Origin of the sequence: Gaiella occulta, from assembly GCF_003351045.1 — a bacterium.
In the GTDB taxonomy this organism is placed as follows: domain Bacteria; phylum Actinomycetota; class Thermoleophilia; order Gaiellales; family Gaiellaceae; genus Gaiella; species Gaiella occulta.
The window spans coordinates 53,726-71,694 of sequence record NZ_QQZY01000004.1; the positions used below are offsets into that span (position 1 = coordinate 53,726).

Below are 17,969 nucleotides of genomic sequence, written 5' to 3' on the forward strand. Positions count from 1 at the left end.
CAGCCGGGTGGAAACGAGGCTCGACGACTCGCCGACGGGACTCGGCCGGCCGGGACCCAGCGGGTTGAGGCTGCGTGTCGAGCGGATCGAGCCAACGACGGTGCCGGCAGGCCGCGGCTGCGTGCTCTACCTCGAGGGCTGGTGCTTCCACCCTGAGCGCAGGATCGTCCGCCTCGACGTCGTGCTCGGCAGCCGCTCGGACCCGGTCGCCGCCTTCCCGTACGCGCGCCCCGACGTGGTGGATGCACTGCGAGAGCCGCGGGCGCGCTACAGCGGCTTCTGCGCGATCGTCCCGGTCAACGGAGCGATGCAGCCGGGCGAGCACGAGATCTCCCTGCGAGCGACGCTCGAGGGAGGCGTTGTGTGCCTGCGCCAGTGCGGCTCCATCACCGTCGAGGATGAGCCGACCAGGGCCGCGCGCGAATCGGATGGCCCGCGGCCTTCCGGCGCCGATCCGCTCATCGCGATCTGTATGGCCACCTACAATCCCGACAAGGAATCGATCGAACGCCAGGTCGAGACGATCCGTGCGCAGACGCACCAGCGATTTGTCTGCCTCATCAACGACGACGGATCAGATCCCGGCGCCTGGGAGTGGATCAAGGGCGCAGCCGGTGACGATCCGCGTTTCGTCTGCTCTCGCAACACGCATCGGCTCGGGTTCTACCGTAACTTCGAGCGCTGCCTCTCTCTCGTCCCTACGGATGCAGCGTATGTCGCCCTCGCGGATCAGGACGACATCTGGCACCCCGACAAGCTCGCCACCCTGGTGGAAGCGATGCACGACAGCACCGTGCAGCTCGCATACAGCGACATGAACATCGTCTCGGCCACGGGCCTGCTCATCGCTCCTACTGCCTGGGCGAACCGGCCGAACAACTTCACTCGGCTCGGCTCGCTCGTGATCATCAACACGGTTACCGGGGCAGCATCGCTCTTCCGTCGCGAGCTGCTGGACGACGTCCTGCCGTTCCCACCGGATGTCGGGCACGCCTACCACGACCATTGGATCGCCTGCGTGGCACTTGCGCTCGGTCGGCTTGCTTACGTCGATCGAGCACTCTATGACTATGTTCAGCACGACTCGAACACCGTGGGCCACTACTCCGGCAACCTCAAGAGCGGGTTGCTATACATGCTCGTCCGTTTCCTGAAGAACCCTTCGCTCAGACTGCGAAACACGGTCGCTCTTTCCCGAAGCCTGTACCTGACGGAGGTCGTCCGAATGGAGTTGATCGGCCGTACGCTCGAGCTTCGTTTCGCAGGCCGCATGGCTCCCGATCGCGCCGCCGACGTGCGGCGGATCGCGCGCTTGAGCTCCTCGTTCCGTTCGCTCGCTTGGCTGCTCGGAAGAAGTGCGCGCGACGTGCGTGGGGATAGCGTGACCCTTGGATTGGAGAATCAGATCGCGAAGGGCATTCTCTGGCGTCACGGCCAGGCGCTGCGCGCGCGAGCCAGGCGCACATAGACCATCGGTGCCTGACTGTTCGCTCCTCGCCGGTGGAGTCGACCCACAGGTGCTCTCCGGCTCGAGCCGTGCATGCGGGGTACGCTGGCTCCGCTTGTGGCTCCTACGTCCACACCGCTCGTATCCGTTCTCGTCACGGCACGCGACAACGAGCGCCATGTCGGCGCCGCTCTGACGAGCGTTCTCCGGCAAACGCTCACGAGCCTGGAGCTGCTCGTCGTCGACGACGGCTCGGCTGATGCTACTCCTGCGATCGTCGAGTCCCTCCGTGACGAACGCCTCCGGTTCGTCCGCTTCCCGGAGAGCAGAGGCATCTCCGCTCGCCGGAACGAGCTCCTCGAGCGTGCGCGGGGCAGATACGTCGCTCCTCTCGACGCCGACGACGTCTGGCTCCCTGACCGGCTCGAGCGCCACGTGCGCCTCCTCGAGTCGCGCCCCGATCTCGTCGCGGTCGGGAGCGACGTTCTCGTCGTGGACGACGGGGTCGGCGTGGGACGCTATTTTCGCCTTCCTCGCTCGGATGCGGCGATCCGCTGGAACTGCCTGTTCACCTCGCCGCTGATCCATTCCGCCTCCACCATCCGTGCCTCGGCGTTCCACGACGGCGTCCGCTACGACCCGGCCTATCCGCTGGCTCAGGACTACGACCTCTGGACGAAGCTCCTCCGACGAGGGCGGTCAGAGAACCTCGCTGTGCCCTTGACGCTCTACCGTGTCCATTCGGCGCAGGCAAGCCAGCGGCGTGCCTGCGAGAGACGTGCCGAGCAGGAGCGGATCGGTCTGCGGGCGATCGAGGACCCCGCGGGAGGACATGGGCCGACGGGAGATCGCGCCCGGCTCGCGTGGTGTCTCGGTGCGGCCATGGCTGTCGCAGACGAGGAGCTCGAGGACGCGATCGACGCCTACAGAGAGCTCTTTGCCCGCATCGAGAGCGCGTATCGCGGCACGTCAGGTCTCCGCGAGGCTCGTCGCATCGCAGCGACGACGCTCCTCCGCCGAGCCGGCCTTGCGGCGGACGCCGCGGCCTGGGCGCTGCGGCGGGCGGCGCTGGCGATCGATCGGCGCGTCACCGTCTCGGCCGTGGCCGTGCGCGCCGCGAACATCGCGGCAGGACGCCGCTATCGGCGGCCGGCCGCGCGGCTCCTCGCGGATCTCGCCGAAGCGTGAGTCCTCACGTCCGGGCGCCGATGACGGGGTGGACGATCGCGTCGTAGCGACTCAGCACGTCGTCCGGCTTCCCGATCGCCCGGATCGAGCCGTCCAGCAGCAACATTGCTCGGTCGCAGTGATCCCGGATGGCGCCGAGGTCGTGTGACACGAACACGATCGTCTTGCCCGCCTCCCGGATCGCCGCGAGCGTCTCGAAGCACCGCTCCTGGAACTCCTGGTCGCCGACGGCGAGCACCTCGTCGAGCATGAGGATGTCGAAGTCCACCTGGATCGCGATCGAATACGCGAGCCGCACCTGCATCCCGGAGGAGAAGTTCTTGAGCTTCTGGTCGATGAACCGCTCGAGCCCGCCGAAGCCCACGATCTCGTCGAAGCGCTCCCGGATCTGGCGCCGTGTCAGCCCAAGCAGCGTGGCGTTGATGCGGATGTTGTCGCGGCCGGTGAGCTCCGGGTTGAACCCGACTCCGAGCTCGATGAACGGGGAGAGCACGCCGTTCACGCGCACCGTGCCCGCGTCCTGGCGGTAGATGCCGGCGAGCACCTTGAGGAGAGTGCTCTTGCCGCTGCCGTTCGGCCCGATGATGCCGAAGAACTCACCCTCCTCGACCGCGAACGTGACGCCGCTGAGCGCGCGCTGACGCTCGAACGTCGTGTGGCGCAGCGGGTGCAGGAAATACTCCTTGAAGGTCGTCCGCTGCTCGTGGGGAAGCCGGAACGCCTTCTCGACGCCGGCGACTTCGATCGCGATGTTGGCGAGCGAGCTCATGCGCGTTCCGCGAACCATGGCTGCTCGCGCCTGAAGAACAGGTAGCCGACGGCGAGCGTACCCACGGCGATGCCGATCGGGAGCAAGCGTCCAAAGCTTCCAAACGCCGAGGCCGCCGTGATTCGGTTGTCCGGCAGGTCGGGGTAGAAGAGCAGCGAGCGGATGTCCTGCAGCACCTGCGTGAACGGGCTGAGGAACACGATCTGCCGCCCCCAGGGAGGCAGGTAGCCGATCGGGTAGAGGATCGGCGAGGCATAGAAGAAGAGCTGGAGCAGGAGCTCCCAGACCTGCTGGAGGTCGCGCAGCCGGACGTACAGCGCCGACAGGAGCAGGCCGACGCCGAGCGTGAAGGCGTACAGCTCGACCAGGAGGAGCGGGATCAGCAGCCAGTCGAGCCGTGGCACGATCTGCTTGTAGGCGACGAAGGCGCCGACGACGGTGAGGTTGATGAGGAGTGTCATCATCGCCGTGAGCGTGGCGGAGGCCGGGATGATGACGCGTGGGAACGCGAGCTTGCGGATGATCGAGTCGCGCGCGACGATCGAGATCAGAGCCAGCATGGTCGCGTCGGCGAAGAACGTGAACAGGACGATGCCGACGAGCAGGGAGACGGCGTAGTACGGGGAGAGCAGGTTCAGCTTGAACACGCGCCCGAACACGAGGTAGAGGAGCGTGAACAGCGCGAGCGGCTTGACGACCGACCACACGTACCCGAGCGCAGAGCCGGCGTACTTGAGCTTGAACTCCGCCGTCGCGATCACGTAGAGCACGCGCAGCCGGTGCGCGAGTGCCCGGCGCGGCGAGGTGCGGTGCGGGCTCAGGGCGGAGCTCGACACGACCCTCAGCAGCGCCGGAGCACGATCGGCGCGCGGTAAGCGACGAGGATCGCGATTGTCAGTCGACGGCGGTCTGCGACCGGGTGGGTCGGGCCATGCACGCGCGCAACGATAGCGTCCGGGGCGGTGAGCACCCGAGCCCTACGACGGGGCGCCCGAGGACGGCGCCGCTTCCCGGACGTTCTGACCTAGGCTGTTCCCCTTGCTCACCGTCTTCACCATCCCGAAGCCCTTCGCCGGCCGCATCGCGGAGATCCAGCTCAACGCGATCCGGAGCTGGCGCTCACTCCGGGAGGACGTGCAGGTGGTGCTCCTCGGAGACGAGGACGGAGTGGCGGAGGCTGCGCGCTCGTGCCGGGCCGAGAACCTCGCATCGATGCTCCGGAACGAGCACGGGACGCCGAGGCTCGACGATGCGTTCGCGCAGGTCGATCGCGTCGCACGTCATCCGCTGCGCTGCTTCGTGAACGCCGACATCGTCCTGCTGGACGACTTCCTTCCCGCCGTGCGTCGCGCCGCCGCCGTCGGGTCGCGCTTCCTCATGATCGGCCGCACGGTCGATCTCGACATGGTGACTCCCGCCGAGCTCGCCGACGCCGGCAGGCTGCGCGCGAAGGCGCGCGCCGTCGGGGCCGAGCGCGGTGCCGCCGCGCTCGACTACTTCGTCTTCCCGGCCGGGCTGTTCGGCGAGCTGCCGCCCTTCCTCGTCGGCCGCGCGTGCTTCGACAACTGGCTCGTGTGGCGCGCGCGGCAGGTCGGGCCCGTCGTCGACGCGACCGACGCCGTCGTCGCCACGCATCAGCGGCACGACTACGCTCACCTCCCCGGAGGCAAGGACGAGGCGTACTACGGCGAGGAAGCCGCCTGGAACAGGAAGCTCGCCGGCGGGCGCAGCCGCATCTACACGATCCACGATGCGAGCCACAGGCTCACCGCGAGCGGCGGCGTGCGGCGCAACCTCGGCTCGATCCTGCGCACCCGCGAGACGGCGAGGAAGATCGGATGGAAGCTGGGCCTGCGCTGAAGGTCGTCGCCGTCTTCCCGGAGCCGACGCCCTACCGGGCGCCGCTGTTCGACCTGATCGCGGCCCGTCCCGGCGTCGACCTCCTCGTCGCCTACGCGGCGCGCACCGTTGCCGGGCGAACCTGGGAGGTGGCGATCCGGCACCCGCACGCCTTCCTCGGCGGCTTCGCGCTCCCGGGCGCGCGGCGGCTGCTCCGGCACGACTACCCGATCACGCCCGGCATCCTCCGCGTCCTCGAGCGGCGTCGCCCCGATGTCGCCGTCGTCTCCGGCTGGAGCACGTTCGCCGCCCAGGCCGCGATCGCCTGGTGCCGCGCGCGCCGGGTGCCGTACGTCCTCGTCGTCGAGAGCCACGACCACGACCCGCGACGCGCGTGGCGCCGTGCCGTCAAGAGCGCCGTCGTGCCCCGTGTCGTCCGCAACGCGGCCGGCGTGCTCGTCACCGGCTCGCTCGTCCGCGCGTCGATGGTCGCCCGCGGCGCCCGTCCCGACCGGATCGAGACGTTCGCCAACACCATCGACGTCGAGGGCTTCGCAGAGCGTGCCGACAGGCTCGCGGGCAGGCGGCCCGAGCTCCGCGGCAGCCTCGGGATCGAGGAGGGCGACGTCGCCGTCGTCTGCGTCGCCCGGCTCGTCGAGGAGAAGGCGCTCGACGCGCTTCTCCGCGCGGCGGCCGCGGCCGGGCCGCCCGTCGTCCCCGTCCTCGTCGGCGACGGCCCCGAGCGGGCTCGGCTCGAGGCGCTCGCCGCAGAGCTGGGCTCGCGTGTCGTGTTCACCGGCGCCGTCGCCTGGGAGCGGATCGTCGAGATCTATGCCGCGAGCGACGTCTTCGCCCTCGTCTCACGCCACGAGCCGTGGGGCGTCGCCGTCAACGAGGCGGCGGCGTGCGGCCTGCCACTCGTCCTCTCGGATCATGTCGGAGCTGCCCACGACCTCCTGCGCCCCGGGGAGAACGGCGTGCTCGTGCCTCCCGACGACGTCGCCGCCACCGCAGCCGCGTTGCGTGAGCTCGCGGCCGACAGGAGCCTCCGGCTCCGACTCGGGGCACGCTCCCGCCAGATCGTCGCCGGGTGGGGATACGCGAGCAGTGTGCGCGGCTTCGTGCAGCTGCTCGATGCCGTGTGCCGGCACGGCGACGAGCATCGCGCCTCCCCTTCCAGCCCGTAGGCAGCGGGAAGGGCGAGTATCGTCCACCCATGTCCGGCTCGGTGACACGAACGCTGCGGGACAGCCGACCGCTGATCCACGAGGGCGGCCGGACGTGCGCAGGACTGTCGTGGCAGGCACTCGAGTGGCTCGAGGACAGGGTCGCACCGGGGATGCGCACCCTCGAGACGGGAGCCGGGCTGAGCACGGTCGTCTTCGCCGCCTCGGGCGCACGACACACCGCGGTGACGCCCGAGGCTCGTGAGGAGGCTGCCGTCCGTGCCGTCTGTCGAGGCCTCGGAATCGCCGAGGAAGGGCTCGACTTCGTCATCGGTCGCTCGGAAGAGGTGCTCCCCGGACTTTCCGAGAGCAGGCTCGACCTCGTGCTCGTCGACGGAGCCCACGGGTTCCCGTATGCGATTCTCGACTGGTGGCAGCTCGCCCGCCGGCTGCGGCTCGGTGGGACGATGCTCCTCGACGACGCGTACCTGCCCCCGGTTCTCGCGATCCTCGACGGGTTGCGCGGAGTGCCGTCCTGGCGCGTGGAAGGCGCCATCGGCGACAGAACGGTTCTCGTGCGCAAGCTCGCGGACGAGCTTCCACCCGGGGTCTGGCCGGGCGGGCCGTTCGGGGGGCGCCAGAGCTTCCGCTATCTCCCCGTCCGTCGCCGCCTCGTCGCCTCGACGCGGCATCGCATGCTCTCGACGCGGTTCGGCGAGCTGGCCGCCGGCGCCCGCCGCACCCTCCGTAGCCGCCGCCGCTCGTGACCGCACCGGGCTCCGCAGCCGAGCGAGCGCTACCGTCTGCCGCGTGAACAGGCGCCCGCGAATCCTCGTCCTCAACCAGTACTACAAGCCCGGCGTCGAGGCGACCGCGAACCTGCTCGCCGAGCTGTGCGAGGCGCTGGCGCAGGAGTTCGAGATCACCGTCGTCACCGGCCGCCTCAACCCGTACCCGGATCTGCCGAGCGACGAGATGGTCGACGGCGTGCGCGTGATCCGGACGCGCTCGACGGCGTTCGACCGCACGAAGCTCCACCTCCGCGCGGTCAACTACGCCACGTATCTCGCCGACAGCGTCCTCCGCTCCCTGACGCTTCCCCGTCCCGACGCGGTCGTCACCCTCACCGACCCGCCCATGATCGGCGACGTCGGGCTCGCCGTCGCCCGGCGCTTCAGGGTGCCGTTGATGGTCGTCTCGGAGGACGTCTTCCCGGAGATCGCGGTCGAGCTGAAGCGGCTCGAGAACCCCGTGCTCATCCGCATGCTGCGAGAGATGGTCAGCCTCTACCTGCGCAGGGCCGACCAGGTCGTCGCGATCGGCGAGACGATGCGGCTGCGCCTCCAGGAGAAGGGCGCATCCGCCGACCGGATCGCGGTGATCGAGAACTGGGTCGACACAAGGCGGATCGTCCCTCGCTCCCGTGACACAGCATGGGCCCGCGAGCACGATCTCGTCGACCGCTTCGTCGTCATGCACTCGGGCAACATCGGGCATGCCAACGACCTCGTCACCCTGATCCGCGCGGCGACGTTCCTGCGCGACCTGCCCGATCTGCGCCTGGTCGTGATCGGTTTCGGGGCCTTGCAGACCGTCGTACGCGACGTCGCCGACAGGCTCGAGGTCGACGTCGCCTTCCTGCCCTACCAGCCGCGCGACATCCTGCCCGAGTCGCTGTCGAGCGCGGACATCCACTACGTCGGCCTCGCCCGCGGGCTGTCCGGGTTCGTGGTGCCGAGCCGGGCGTACGGGATCATGGCCGCCGGACGGCCGATGCTCGTCTCGGCCGACGAGGACAGCGAAACCGTGCGCATCGCCCGTGCGCAGCGCTGCGGCGTCGTCGTGCCGCCGGGCCGGCCGGAGCTCGTCGCCGGAGCGATCCGCGACGCCTACGAGGGCCGCTTCGACCTCGACGAGATGGGGCGGAGGGGCCGCGCCTACGTCGAGCGCGAGGCCGACCGCGAGGTCGCCGTCGCGCGCTACCGGGATGTGCTGGCCCGGCTCGTCCCCTCGAGCAGCGCCCGGTAGAGCCGGTCGACGTCGTCGACGAGACGCGCGACGGCGTAGCGCCGCAGCACCCGCTCCCGTCCTGCCTGCCCGAGCCGCTCTCCGAGTGCCGGGTCGGCCGCGATCTCCGCCAGGCGCGCCGCCATCACGGCGGTGTCTCCCACCTCGACGAGGAAGCCGTCGACGCCGTCGCGGACGACGTCGGCGACGCCGCCCACGTTCGTGGAGACGACCGGCCTCCCTGCCGCGAGCGCCTCGATGATCGTCACCGGCGTCCCTTCGCTCACCGATGTCAGGACGACGGCGTCGGCCACGGCATACCAGCGTGCGACGTCCTTCTGGTAGCCGAGGAAGAACACGTCTCGCGCGACGCCGAGCTCCTTCGCGCGCAGCTCCAGGCGCTCACGGTCCGTTCCGTCCCCGACGAGCAACAGGCACGCGTCGACCCCACGTCCGCGCAGCGCCACGAGCGCGTCGATCAGGTCGTCCGTCCGCTTCACCGCGGTCATGCGCCCGAACCAGCCGACGACGAATCGTCCGGGAGCGATGCCGAGCTGCCGCCGCGCCTGCGCGCGGTCGACGGTCGTCGCCACGCGCGGCTCGAGGTCGATGCCGAGGCGGACGACGGCGAATCTCCGCCCCGGCGCGATCCCGATCTCGACCAGATCGTCGCGCACCTGCGGGCTGACCGCGACCAGCACGTCGGTGCCGCGGGCGAAGGCTCGCTCCACCGCGCGGAACAGCCACGTCCCGAGGCTGCCGAAGTACCCGCGCAGCACGTGGCCGTGATAGGTGTGGATCACGACGCGCGGCCGGGCGCTCCCGGCGAGGAGGGCCGCCAGGCGCCCGACGGCGCCCGCCTTGGCGGTATGGGTGTGCAGGATGTCGGGCTCCGTGCGGCGGATCTCTCGCGCGAGCCGAGCCGCGGCGACGAGATCGCGCAGCGGCGCGATCTCCCGCGAGAGGCCGGCGACGCGCACGACCTCCACGCCCTCGCTCTCGGCGACGAACGCCATCGATTCCTCGCCCCTGGCGACGTCGCCGGCGACGAGAGTCGTGTCGTAGCCGCGCTCTGCGAGCCCGCGCGACAGGTAGGCGACGTGCAGCGCGGGGCCGCCGACGTTGAGCCGGGCGATCACGCGCAGCACGCGGATGCGGTCGGCGGGCTGATCCACGGCGGCGAGCCTACCGATGCAGTCCACCCGGCGCCCGGGAGCCGGGCGGGAGCCGTGGCCGGCAAGGCTACACTCGCCCGGTGCCCGTCCTGAAGACGCTGTTCTGGGGCTCGCTCGGCGCGCTCGCGTGGACCCACGCCGGCTATCCCCTCGCCGCCGAGATCGCGGCCAGGCTGCGGCCGCGGCCGGTGCGCAAGGACCCGGGAGCGGAGCCGGCGGTGACGGTGATCGTCGCCGCCCACGACGAGGAGACCGTCATCGAGCGGCGCCTCGAGAACCTGCTGGCGCTCGACTACCCGGCGCAGAAGCTCGAGGTCGTCGTCGCCTCCGACGCGTCCGGCGACCGCACCAACGAGCTCGTCCTCGCCGTGGCGGAGCGGGAGCCGCGCGTGCGGCTGCTCGACTGCCCGCGCGGCGGCAAGGTGGCGGCCCAGAACCGGGCCGTGCGCGAGACGGCGAGCGAGGTCGTCGCCTTCTCCGACGCCAACGCGACGTGGGCGCCCGACGCGCTCCGGCACCTCGTCGCCAACCTCGCCGATCCCGACGTCGCCTACGTGTGCGGGCAGCTGCGCCTCGAGGCCGCCGACGGCTCGAACCGCGAGGGGCTCTACTGGCGCTTCGAGATGCGGCTGCGCGAGGCCGAGTCGAAGCTCGGCTCGATCACCGGCGGCAACGGCTCCATCTATGCGCTCAACCGTGCCGACTACGTCGAGGTCGACCCCACCTGGGGCCACGACCTCTCCTTCCCCTACCGCATGGTGCAGGCGGGTCGCCGAGCCGTGTACGAGCCGGCGGCGCACGCGCTCGAGAAGCCGACGCCGACGAACGAGACCGAGTACCGCCGCAAGGTGCGCATGTTCGAGCACTGCTGGGAGATCACGCTGCGCGGCTCGATGCTCCGGCGGCTGCCGCCCGGCTACCTCGTCGAGGTCGTCTCGCACCGGCTGCTGCGCTACGGCAGCGGCGTCCTCCACCTCTCGCTCCTCGCCGCGAACGTGGCGCTCCTCGGCGACGGCCGGGCCTACGGCATCGTGCTGGCCGGGCAGGTGGCACTCCTCGCTGCCGCCGCCGCCGGCGTGCCCATCGCCCGCTACTACGTCCTCGTCACGTGGGCCACGGTCGTGGCGCTGTGGAACTACCTGCGCCGCGGCGTGCCCGCCACGTGGGAGGCGCCCGAGGGGACGCGGTGAACCGCGCGCTCGACATCGCCACGGCAGGCCTCGGCCTCGTCGTCGCGAGCCCGCTGCTCGCCCTCTCGGCGCTCGCCGTCAAGCTCGAGGACGGCGGGCCCGTCCTCTTCCGCCAGACCCGGGTCGGACGTGACGGCGTCGACTTCGAGCTGCTCAAGCTGCGCACGATGGTGGTGGGTGCCGAGCGCACGGGGGCCGGCTACGCGGTCGACGCGGGCGACAGCCGCATCACCCGGGTCGGCCGCATCCTGCGCAAGACGTCCGTCGACGAGCTGCCGCAGCTGTGGAACGTCATCCGCGGAGACATGAGCCTGATCGGCCCGCGGCCGACGCTGCGCTACCAGGTCGAGCGCTACACCGAGCGCCAGCGCAAGCGGCTCGCCGTGCGGCCCGGGCTGACGGGCTGGGCGCAGGTGCACGGGCGCGCGACGCTCCCGTGGGACGAGCGCATCGAGCTCGACGTCTGGTACGTCGAGCACCGCTCGCCCCTCGTCGACCTGAAGATCCTGCTGCGCACGCCGCTTGCGCTCTTCGGCGGCACCTACAGGGGCGGGCGAGGAGGGTGGAGGCCCTCCTGAGGGAGGGGCGGCTACCCTCTGCTTCCGTGACCGCGGTCCTGTTCACCTGCGCCGGCCAGCGCGTCGACATCGTGACGGCGTTCGGGCGTGCGGGAGCCACCACGATCGCCTCCGACGTCGATCGGCTGGCGCCCGCGCTGTACCACGCCGACCGCAAGGCGCTCGTCCCGCGGGTCGACGACCCCGGCTACGTCGCCGCGCTCGCGGCGCTCGTCGCCGAGCACGACGTCCGCCTCGTCGTGCCGCTCACCGACCTCGACCAGGAGATCCTCTCGGAGCACCGATCCGAGCTCGCGCCCGCGCTCGTCCTCGCGCCGGCGCCCGAGATCTGCCGGACGATGGGCGACAAGTACCTCGCGCACGCCTTCTTCGTCGAGCGCGGCATCGACAGCCCGCGTACGTGGCTTCCGGGGGACGTGCCCGCCGATGCCCGTTACCCGCTGCTCGTGAAGGTGCGCGAGGGGTTCGGGTCGCGGCACATCTACCGCGCCGACGACGAGGAGCAGCTGGCCTTCTTCCTCCGCTACACGACCGTCGACTCGATGGTGCAGGAGCTGTGTCTGGGCGAGGAGTTCTCGATCGACGTCTTCTGCGACCTCGACGGCCGCTGCCTCAACGCGATTCCGCGCACGATGATCCAGTCGAAGGGCGGCGAATCGATCAAGGGCATGTCGATCCGCGATGCCGAGCTGGTCGAGCACGGCGCCCGCGTGGCGGAGGCGATCGGGATCGTCGGCCCCGCGAACGTCCAGTGCTTCCGCGAGCCAGACGGGGCGCTGCCCGTCACGGACGTGAACCCGCGCTTCGGCGGCGGCTTCCCGCTGCCGCTCGCGGCCGGCAGCCGCTATCCCGAGCTCGCGCTCGCGCTGGCGCGCGGGGAGCGGCCCGAGCCGCGCCTCGGGGACTACCGTGCCGGCGTCGTCATGACCCGGTTCTTCTCGGATCTGTGCCTCGTCGGCGACGGCGTGCTGCGTCCCGTCGAGGCGAAGGACGCGTGAACCGGACGCTCCTCGCCGCCGCGGCCGCGCTCGCTGCGATCGTGCTCCTCGGGGCGGGCTTCGCCGCCGGCTACGTCGTCGCCAAGCGCGGCGAGAGCGCCGACGTGCGCGGCAACGCGACCCAGGAGTTCGTGCCGACCCAGGCCCCGGCGCCGAAGCCGCTTCCGGGTGTCGCCTGGCCGACCTGGGGCTTCGACGCGACGCGCAACCGCGTCTCGCCGTACGCCCACAAGCCGCCCTACCGCGTCGCGTGGACGTTCCGCGCGCGCACCCTGCTCGAGTTCCCGCCCGCGATCGCCTACGGCAACCTCTACGTGACGAACAACTCGGGCGTCACCTTCGCCGTCGATGTCCGCAGGGGCACGCAGGTGTGGCAGCGTCGCTCCGGCCGCTGTGCCGCCTCGAGCCCGGCGGTCGACGGCAAGGTCGTCTACCAGGCGTTCCTCAACCGGCCGCCCTGCAACTCGTCCCGCTCACCGGAGCGTCTGAGCGGCGAGGTGGTCGCCTTCGACGCGCTCAGCGGCAGGGTGCGCTGGCGCACCGAGATCGGGCCGACCGAGTCGTCCCCGCTCGTCCACCAGGGGCGGGTCTACGTCGGCGACTGGCGCGGCACGATCTACGCGCTCGACCAGCGCACGGGAACGGTGCGGTGGACGTTCCGCACGGGCGGCCGCGTCAAGGGCGCGCTGGCGGCGCTCGGCAACCGGCTCTTCGCCGGCTCCTACGACGGCCGCCTGTACGCGCTCGACAGCCGCACCGGGGCGCTCCAGTGGCGGTCGTCGTCCCAGGATCGGCTCGGCGGGCGCGGCCGCTTCTACTCGACGCCGGCCGTCGCCTACGGCCGCGTCTTCATCGGCTCGACCGACGGCAAGGTGTACGCCTTCGGCGCGACGACCGGCGACCTGCTGTGGTCGCGCTCCACGGGCGGCTACGTCTACTCGTCCCCGGCGGTGTGGGAGCGGCTCGTCTACGCGGGCTCGTACTCGGGCGCGCTGTACGCGATCGACGCCGCCAGCGGCGAGACTGCGTGGCGCTTCGCGGCCGGAGGGCCGATCTCGGGCGCGCCGACGGTGATGGGCGGGCTGGTGTACGTCGCCACCCTCGGCGGCCGCACGTACGCCGTCGACGCGCGCAGCGGACGTCGGGTGTGGTCGTTCCCGGACGGCCAGTACTCGCCGATCGTCGCCGACGCGGACACCGCCGTCCTCGTCGGAAGGGCGAGGCTGTACGGTCTGCGCGCGCGCCAGCCGCTAGAGTCGGCGCGATGAGCGAGACCCGTTCGGTACCCGACCTCGACGGCGAGCGCGAGATCGACCTGCGCTCCGCGTGGGAGCGGGCGGCGGCACGCTGGTGGCTGCCGGTCGGCGGCCTCGTCGCCGGCGCCGTGCTCGGTGTGCTGCTCTCGGTCGGCGGCGGCGACGTCTACAGGGCGAAGACGCTGCTCTACATGGGACAGCCGTTCACGACCTCGGGCGGAGGGCAGATCCAGAGCCTCGCCACGAACCCGAAGACGGTGAGCGAGATCGTGCGCTCGGAGTCGGCGCTGCGCCGGGCGGCCGCCGCCAGCGGCCTGCGCGTCGGGCAGCTGCGCGGCAACGTGACCTCGCAGGCGATCGTGAGCACCGGCCAGGGGAAGAACGTCTCGCCGCTCGTCGAGATCACGGTGCAGGCGCCGGCCCCCGGGAAGGCCGCGAAGGCCGCCGACGCGCTCGCGACCGCGGTGATCGACCAGGTCTCGACGTACGTCGACGAGAAGATCGCGCTGCTGCGGCGCCAGATCACGTCCAGCAACCTGGAGCTCGGGCAGATCGACGAGCGCGTCAGCGGCGCGGAGAGCCAGCTGCAGCAGATTCGCGCCGACAAGACCCTTTCGTCCGTCGAGAAGCTGATCGCGATCGGGAGCCTCAACTCGACGATCGGCTTCGCCGAGCAGCGCCGCGGCACGGTGCAGCAGGAGCTGTTCCAGAACCAGCAGCTGCTCTCGCTCGCCGAGAACGTCGAGAAGAGCAAGATCGTGCAGCCGGCGCTCGCCGTCCGCACCACCGCGACGAGCCGGCGCAACGCCGCCGCCGTCGGCGCGCTCCTCGGCCTTCTGCTCGGCGCGCTCGCCGCGTATCTCGCGGATCCGCTGCTCGCGCGGCGGAACGCGCTGCCGCGGGTCTGACGGATGCTCGAGGGCAAGCGCGTCGCGGTCGTCGTCCCCGCCTACGCCGAGGAGCATCTCGTCGCGGAGACGCTGCGCGGCATCCCCGACTTCGTCGACCGCGTCTACGTCGTCGACGACGCCTCGCCCGACGCGACCGCCGCGCGCGCGCGCGAGGTGGGCGACCAGCGTGTCGAGGTGATCGTGCGCGAGCGCAACGGCGGTGTCGGCGCGGCGATCGTGACCGGCTACGAGCGGGCGCGCGACGAGGGCATCGACGTCACGTGCGTGATGGCCGCCGACAACCAGATGGACCCGGCGGAGCTCGTCGCGATCGCGGGCCCGGTGGCGCGCGGCGAGGCCGACTACACGAAGGCGAACCGCCTCATCACGGGCGAGGCGTGGAGGCTGATCCCCCGCTCCCGCTACCTCGGCAACGCGGTGCTGTCGCTGCTCACCAAGGTGGCGTCCGGCTACTGGCACGTGGCCGACTCGCAGGCCGGCTACACGGCGATCTCGCTCGACGCGCTGCGCCGCCTCGACCTCGAGCGCGTGTACCGCCGCTACGGCTTCCCGAACGACGTGCTCGTGCACCTCAACGTGATCAGCGCCCGCGTGCGCGACGTGCCCTCGCGGCCGATCTACGGGGTGGGAGAGCGCTCCGGCATCCGCATCCGCTCGGTCGCGCCCCGCATCGCCTGGCTCCTGTTCAAGGGCTTCTGGTGGCGGATGAAGGAGAAGTACGTGATCCGCGACTTCCACCCGCTCGTGTTCTTCTACGTGCTCGGCGCGCTGATGAGCGTGCTCGGCGTGCTGCTCGGGCTCGTCGTCGCGGTGTCGCGCCTCTTCTACGGCAACGAGATCACGACCCCGACGATCGTGCTCGTGGCGCTGCTCCTGATCTCGGGCACGCAGTTCACGCTGTTCGCGATGTGGTTCGACCAGGAGTCGAACAAGGAGCTGCGCTGACGCAGGCTCGGGTGCGGCGGCGGCGCGCAGCCGTGCCGGGGTGCCGGCGTCCGTCCGCGGCGGTGCGGAACGTCACCTACCCGGGGGGATCGGTGCGGCAGGGCAGAAGCCGCAGCGAGACCGTACGCGGAGCGTTGCCGATCTTGACGACGATGCCCCGTCGCCGCGAGGTCTCGACCGTCCACCCGGACGGCACGAGCGGCAGCCGCGCCGCCGTCCGGCGGGTCAGCGTCGACGATCCGCTCTCGACGCCGCACGTGCGCCTCGCGCCGAGGACGACGAGCTGCTGCTCCCTGCGGGCGCGCGAGATCGTGACGCGGGTGACGCCGTCGCCGTCCGTGCGCGCGGTCAGGGTCGAGCCGCGGTCGGCGGCGCGCGCCGTCGTAGCGGCGGCCGGCGCCAGGAGCCACCCCTGCCGGTCGCCGCGGACGAGGTCGTCCACCCGCCACGGGTCCTGCCACAGAGCCGGAGTGCGGGCGTTGAAGGCGAGCGCGCTCCCGCGCCGCAGGTAGAGCGGGAAGTCGGCCCTGCCCGAGGTCCGCTCGACGGTCGCCGGCCCGCGGGTCGCCGCTCCGGTGAACATGTCGACCCACGTGCCGGCAGGCAGGTAGACCGAGGTCGTCGTTCGGCCGTCCGCGCCGCCGCTCGTCGTTACCGGCGCCGCGAGCAGGCCGGCTCCGACGGTGAACTCGAGATCATGCTTCCACGCCCGCTCGTCGGCGGGCCAGGTGAGGCCGAGCGGCCGGATCACGGGGATCCCCGTGCGGCTCGCCTGCCGGGCCAGCTCGTAGAGCGCGGGAACGAGCTCGTAGTGCAGCGTCGCCGCTGCGCGGAAGGGCTCGACCGCGTCGTCGCCGAGCTCCCAGAACCTCGCGTTCGGGCCGTCGCCGCCCACCTCGAAGATGGGGGTCAGCGCCGCGAACTGCGCCCAGCGGGCGAAGACCTCCGCCGTCAGCGTGCCGCCGCTGTAGCCGCCGACGTCGGATCCCCAGACCGGCGCTCCCGCGACGCCTGCGGTCTGGGCGGCCCGTATCGACGCGGACAGGCCTGTGAACGTCTGCGGCGCGTCCGGCCCGACCACGCCGGGCAGCAGCGACGAGGAGCCGGGCACGAAGGCGCGGAAGAGGGAGCCGAACGGACGTCCGCCCATCGCGTCGCGGGCGGCGCGGGCATAGAGGAGGGGGTACTGCGCCTGAATCGGCCCCCCGGGCCCCGCCGCGAGCCGCGCGTCCTCGAGGTCGACCTCGTCGCCCCGGTCTCCCTTGAAGCCGTCGACGCCCAGCTCGACGAGGCGGCGGAGGCTCTCCGTGAAGTCGGCCCGTGAGGCCGGCAGCGTGAGGTCGCGCAGGAAGATCTGGTCGTCACCGGTCAGCCAGCCGTCGGGGAGCGAGGGCTCGGCGCAGGAGGGGCGCCTGATCTGCGGCGAGATCCACAGCATGAAGCGGACGCCCGCCGCGTGCACCGCGTCGATCATCCCCTTCGGGTCGGGGAAGACGACGGGATCGAAGCGCAGGGCGCCGTAGCACGTGCTCGCGTTGGCCCCGACCTCCCACGGATTGTCGAGCAGGATCCAGCCGAGCGGCAGCTGCCGTGACCGCATCTGCTCGATGTCGTCGAAGAGCTCGCCGGGCCCCGTCACGCGGTCGCGCCACTTGATCAGCGCGAGCTGCGGCAGCCACGGCGCGCGCGGCCGTCCGACCTGGGCCGCGTAGCGCTCGATCACGCGCGCGATCGTGCCGGGGACGATCTCGAACGAGAGGGACGCGGCCTTGAGGCAGAGGCGTACCGCCTCGATCGCCCGCCCCACCGAGCACGGCGGCTGGCCGAGGTCACAGGCGAAGTTCGCGTCGTCGACGGCGCCTGGGAAGCCGATGCGTCCCACGGCGTGCGTCGAGAACCACGCACCGAAGCCACCGCTCGAGGCGAAGAACGGGCTCGGGGAGGAGCTCCCACAGGCGCTCCAGACCTTCAGCGGCACGACCGTGCGGCGCATGTCGACCCAGCGGGTGCGCTGCCCGGTGCCGAGGAAGTGGTCGCGGCTCGAGGCTGCCAGGGTGACGCGGACCGCCTGCACCCCGGCGGGCGACGAGAAGCGCCAGCGGACGGCGAGCCCCGGCCCCACGCGGCGCACCGTCACGATCGCGGTTCTGCCGCCGGGCTCGTCCGTCGCGACGGTGTAGGTGCTCCCGCCCGAGAACCCCTTGCGGGTGAGCAGGCGGGTGAGGCGGTGCTCGACGCCGTCGGAGGTGACGTAGACGAGCGGCGTGGTAGCCCCCCCGAAGGCGGTGACGTGCTTCCCGGCCGCGATCGCGACGACGCGGAAGGGCGCGGCCTCCACGCTCCAGGTGGCTTCCTCCCTCGTGTCTGCGCTCCCCGAGCCCCCGTCGGCGAGGGCGAGCAGGAAGAGGGCGCCGAGCGCGCTCGCGAGTCGATGGATACGCGGCACGGCTCAACGATCGTCGTCCCGGGTGTGGATTCCGTAAGGAGCGGCGGTGTCTTC

General features: G+C 71.5%; 16 protein-coding genes. 12 read left to right on the top strand and 4 right to left on the bottom strand.

Features of this window, described 5'->3' with window-relative positions; translation table 11 throughout:
- The first annotated feature begins 7 nt into the window (after positions 1-7).
- The gene (locus tag Gocc_RS09200) at positions 8-1,468 is read left to right on the top strand and encodes a glycosyltransferase family 2 protein (protein WP_181813516.1); all 1,461 of its coding nucleotides are present in this window, start codon (positions 8-10) and stop codon (positions 1,466-1,468) included.
- A gap of 96 nt (positions 1,469-1,564) precedes the next feature.
- Positions 1,565-2,635 carry a glycosyltransferase family 2 protein gene (locus Gocc_RS09205; protein WP_181813517.1) on the top strand — a complete coding sequence of 357 codons (1,071 nt, stop codon included), beginning with the start codon at positions 1,565-1,567 and terminating at the stop codon, positions 2,633-2,635.
- Between the two features lie 4 nt (positions 2,636-2,639).
- Here Gocc_RS09205 and Gocc_RS09210 read toward each other — a convergent pair whose 3' ends face one another.
- Together Gocc_RS09210 and Gocc_RS09215 are read right to left on the bottom strand one after the other, a co-directional pair.
- Positions 2,640-3,404 carry an ABC transporter ATP-binding protein gene (locus Gocc_RS09210; RefSeq protein ID WP_181813518.1) on the bottom strand — a complete coding sequence of 255 codons (765 nt, stop codon included), beginning with the start codon at positions 3,402-3,404 and terminating at the stop codon, positions 2,640-2,642.
- Positions 3,401-4,240 (bottom strand): ABC transporter permease, encoded by an 840-nt coding sequence (locus Gocc_RS09215; protein ID WP_181813519.1) that lies wholly within the window; start codon positions 4,238-4,240, stop codon positions 3,401-3,403. Before Gocc_RS09215 ends, Gocc_RS09210 begins: the two co-directional genes overlap by 4 nt.
- Before the next feature lie 202 nt (positions 4,241-4,442).
- Here Gocc_RS09215 and Gocc_RS09220 point away from each other — a divergent pair, with 202 nt between their 5' ends.
- Genes Gocc_RS09220 through Gocc_RS09235 form a run of 4 tightly spaced genes read left to right on the top strand, consistent with a single transcriptional unit; the run spans position 4,443 to position 8,437 of the window.
- Complete coding sequence (locus Gocc_RS09220) at positions 4,443-5,264, top strand: hypothetical protein (RefSeq protein WP_114796272.1); 822 nt, start codon at positions 4,443-4,445, stop codon at positions 5,262-5,264.
- Positions 5,243-6,430: a glycosyltransferase family 4 protein gene (locus Gocc_RS09225; RefSeq protein WP_114796273.1), complete on the top strand. Its 1,188-nt coding sequence runs from the start codon at positions 5,243-5,245 to the stop codon at positions 6,428-6,430. Before Gocc_RS09220 ends, Gocc_RS09225 begins: the two co-directional genes overlap by 22 nt.
- A 29-nt stretch (positions 6,431-6,459) precedes the next feature.
- Positions 6,460-7,176 (top strand): class I SAM-dependent methyltransferase, encoded by a 717-nt coding sequence (locus tag Gocc_RS09230; protein ID WP_114796275.1) that lies wholly within the window; start codon positions 6,460-6,462, stop codon positions 7,174-7,176.
- 43 nt (positions 7,177-7,219) lie between these two features.
- The gene (locus tag Gocc_RS09235; protein WP_181813520.1) at positions 7,220-8,437 is read left to right on the top strand and encodes a glycosyltransferase family 4 protein; all 1,218 of its coding nucleotides are present in this window, start codon (positions 7,220-7,222) and stop codon (positions 8,435-8,437) included.
- Here Gocc_RS09235 and Gocc_RS09240 read toward each other — a convergent pair.
- Positions 8,389-9,591: a glycosyltransferase family 4 protein gene (locus Gocc_RS09240; RefSeq protein ID WP_181813521.1), complete on the bottom strand. Its 1,203-nt coding sequence runs from the start codon at positions 9,589-9,591 to the stop codon at positions 8,389-8,391. The two genes, Gocc_RS09235 and Gocc_RS09240, sit on opposite strands and share 49 nt — an antisense overlap.
- 80 nt (positions 9,592-9,671) lie before the next feature.
- On the opposite strand from Gocc_RS09240, the gene Gocc_RS09245 reads away from it, so the two are divergent.
- From Gocc_RS09245 to Gocc_RS09270, 6 genes are read left to right on the top strand one after another with little or no spacing between them, the layout of a single operon-like run.
- Positions 9,672-10,781, top strand: coding sequence for a glycosyltransferase family 2 protein (locus Gocc_RS09245; RefSeq protein WP_114796281.1), 1,110 nt, complete (start codon positions 9,672-9,674; stop codon positions 10,779-10,781).
- A complete protein-coding gene (locus tag Gocc_RS09250) occupies positions 10,778-11,359 on the top strand; it encodes a sugar transferase (RefSeq protein ID WP_220150545.1) in 582 nt (193 codons plus the stop codon). The genes Gocc_RS09245 and Gocc_RS09250 overlap by 4 nt, the downstream gene beginning before the upstream one ends.
- Positions 11,360-11,385: 26 nt before the next feature.
- Positions 11,386-12,357 carry an ATP-grasp domain-containing protein gene (locus Gocc_RS09255; RefSeq protein WP_114796284.1) on the top strand — a complete coding sequence of 324 codons (972 nt, stop codon included), beginning with the start codon at positions 11,386-11,388 and terminating at the stop codon, positions 12,355-12,357.
- Positions 12,354-13,625, top strand: a complete 1,272-nt coding sequence (locus tag Gocc_RS09260; RefSeq protein WP_181813522.1) for a PQQ-binding-like beta-propeller repeat protein — start codon at positions 12,354-12,356, stop codon at positions 13,623-13,625. Before Gocc_RS09255 ends, Gocc_RS09260 begins: the two co-directional genes overlap by 4 nt.
- The gene (locus Gocc_RS09265; RefSeq protein ID WP_114796286.1) at positions 13,622-14,521 is read left to right on the top strand and encodes a hypothetical protein; all 900 of its coding nucleotides are present in this window, start codon (positions 13,622-13,624) and stop codon (positions 14,519-14,521) included. The genes Gocc_RS09260 and Gocc_RS09265 overlap by 4 nt, the downstream gene beginning before the upstream one ends.
- A 3-nt stretch (positions 14,522-14,524) precedes the next feature.
- Positions 14,525-15,469 carry a glycosyltransferase family 2 protein gene (locus Gocc_RS09270; protein ID WP_114796287.1) on the top strand — a complete coding sequence of 315 codons (945 nt, stop codon included), beginning with the start codon at positions 14,525-14,527 and terminating at the stop codon, positions 15,467-15,469.
- 76 nt (positions 15,470-15,545) lie between these two features.
- Here the strand turns inward: Gocc_RS09270 and Gocc_RS09275 are convergent, their stop codons facing one another.
- Positions 15,546-17,915 (bottom strand): TIM-barrel domain-containing protein, encoded by a 2,370-nt coding sequence (locus tag Gocc_RS09275; RefSeq protein WP_114796288.1) that lies wholly within the window; start codon positions 17,913-17,915, stop codon positions 15,546-15,548.
- Positions 17,916-17,969 lie beyond the last annotated feature (54 nt).

Coding starts and splice junctions, on each gene's coding strand:
- Gocc_RS09225 (WP_114796273.1), top strand. CDS start 5,243: ATGGAAGCTGGGCCTGCGCTGAAGGTCGTCGCCGTCTTCCCGGAGCCG.
- Gocc_RS09265 (WP_114796286.1), top strand. CDS start 13,622: ATGAGCGAGACCCGTTCGGTACCCGACCTCGACGGCGAGCGCGAGATC.
- Gocc_RS09270 (WP_114796287.1), top strand. CDS start 14,525: ATGCTCGAGGGCAAGCGCGTCGCGGTCGTCGTCCCCGCCTACGCCGAG.
- Gocc_RS09210 (WP_181813518.1), bottom strand. CDS start 3,404: ATGAGCTCGCTCGCCAACATCGCGATCGAAGTCGCCGGCGTCGAGAAG.
- Gocc_RS09230 (WP_114796275.1), top strand. CDS start 6,460: ATGTCCGGCTCGGTGACACGAACGCTGCGGGACAGCCGACCGCTGATC.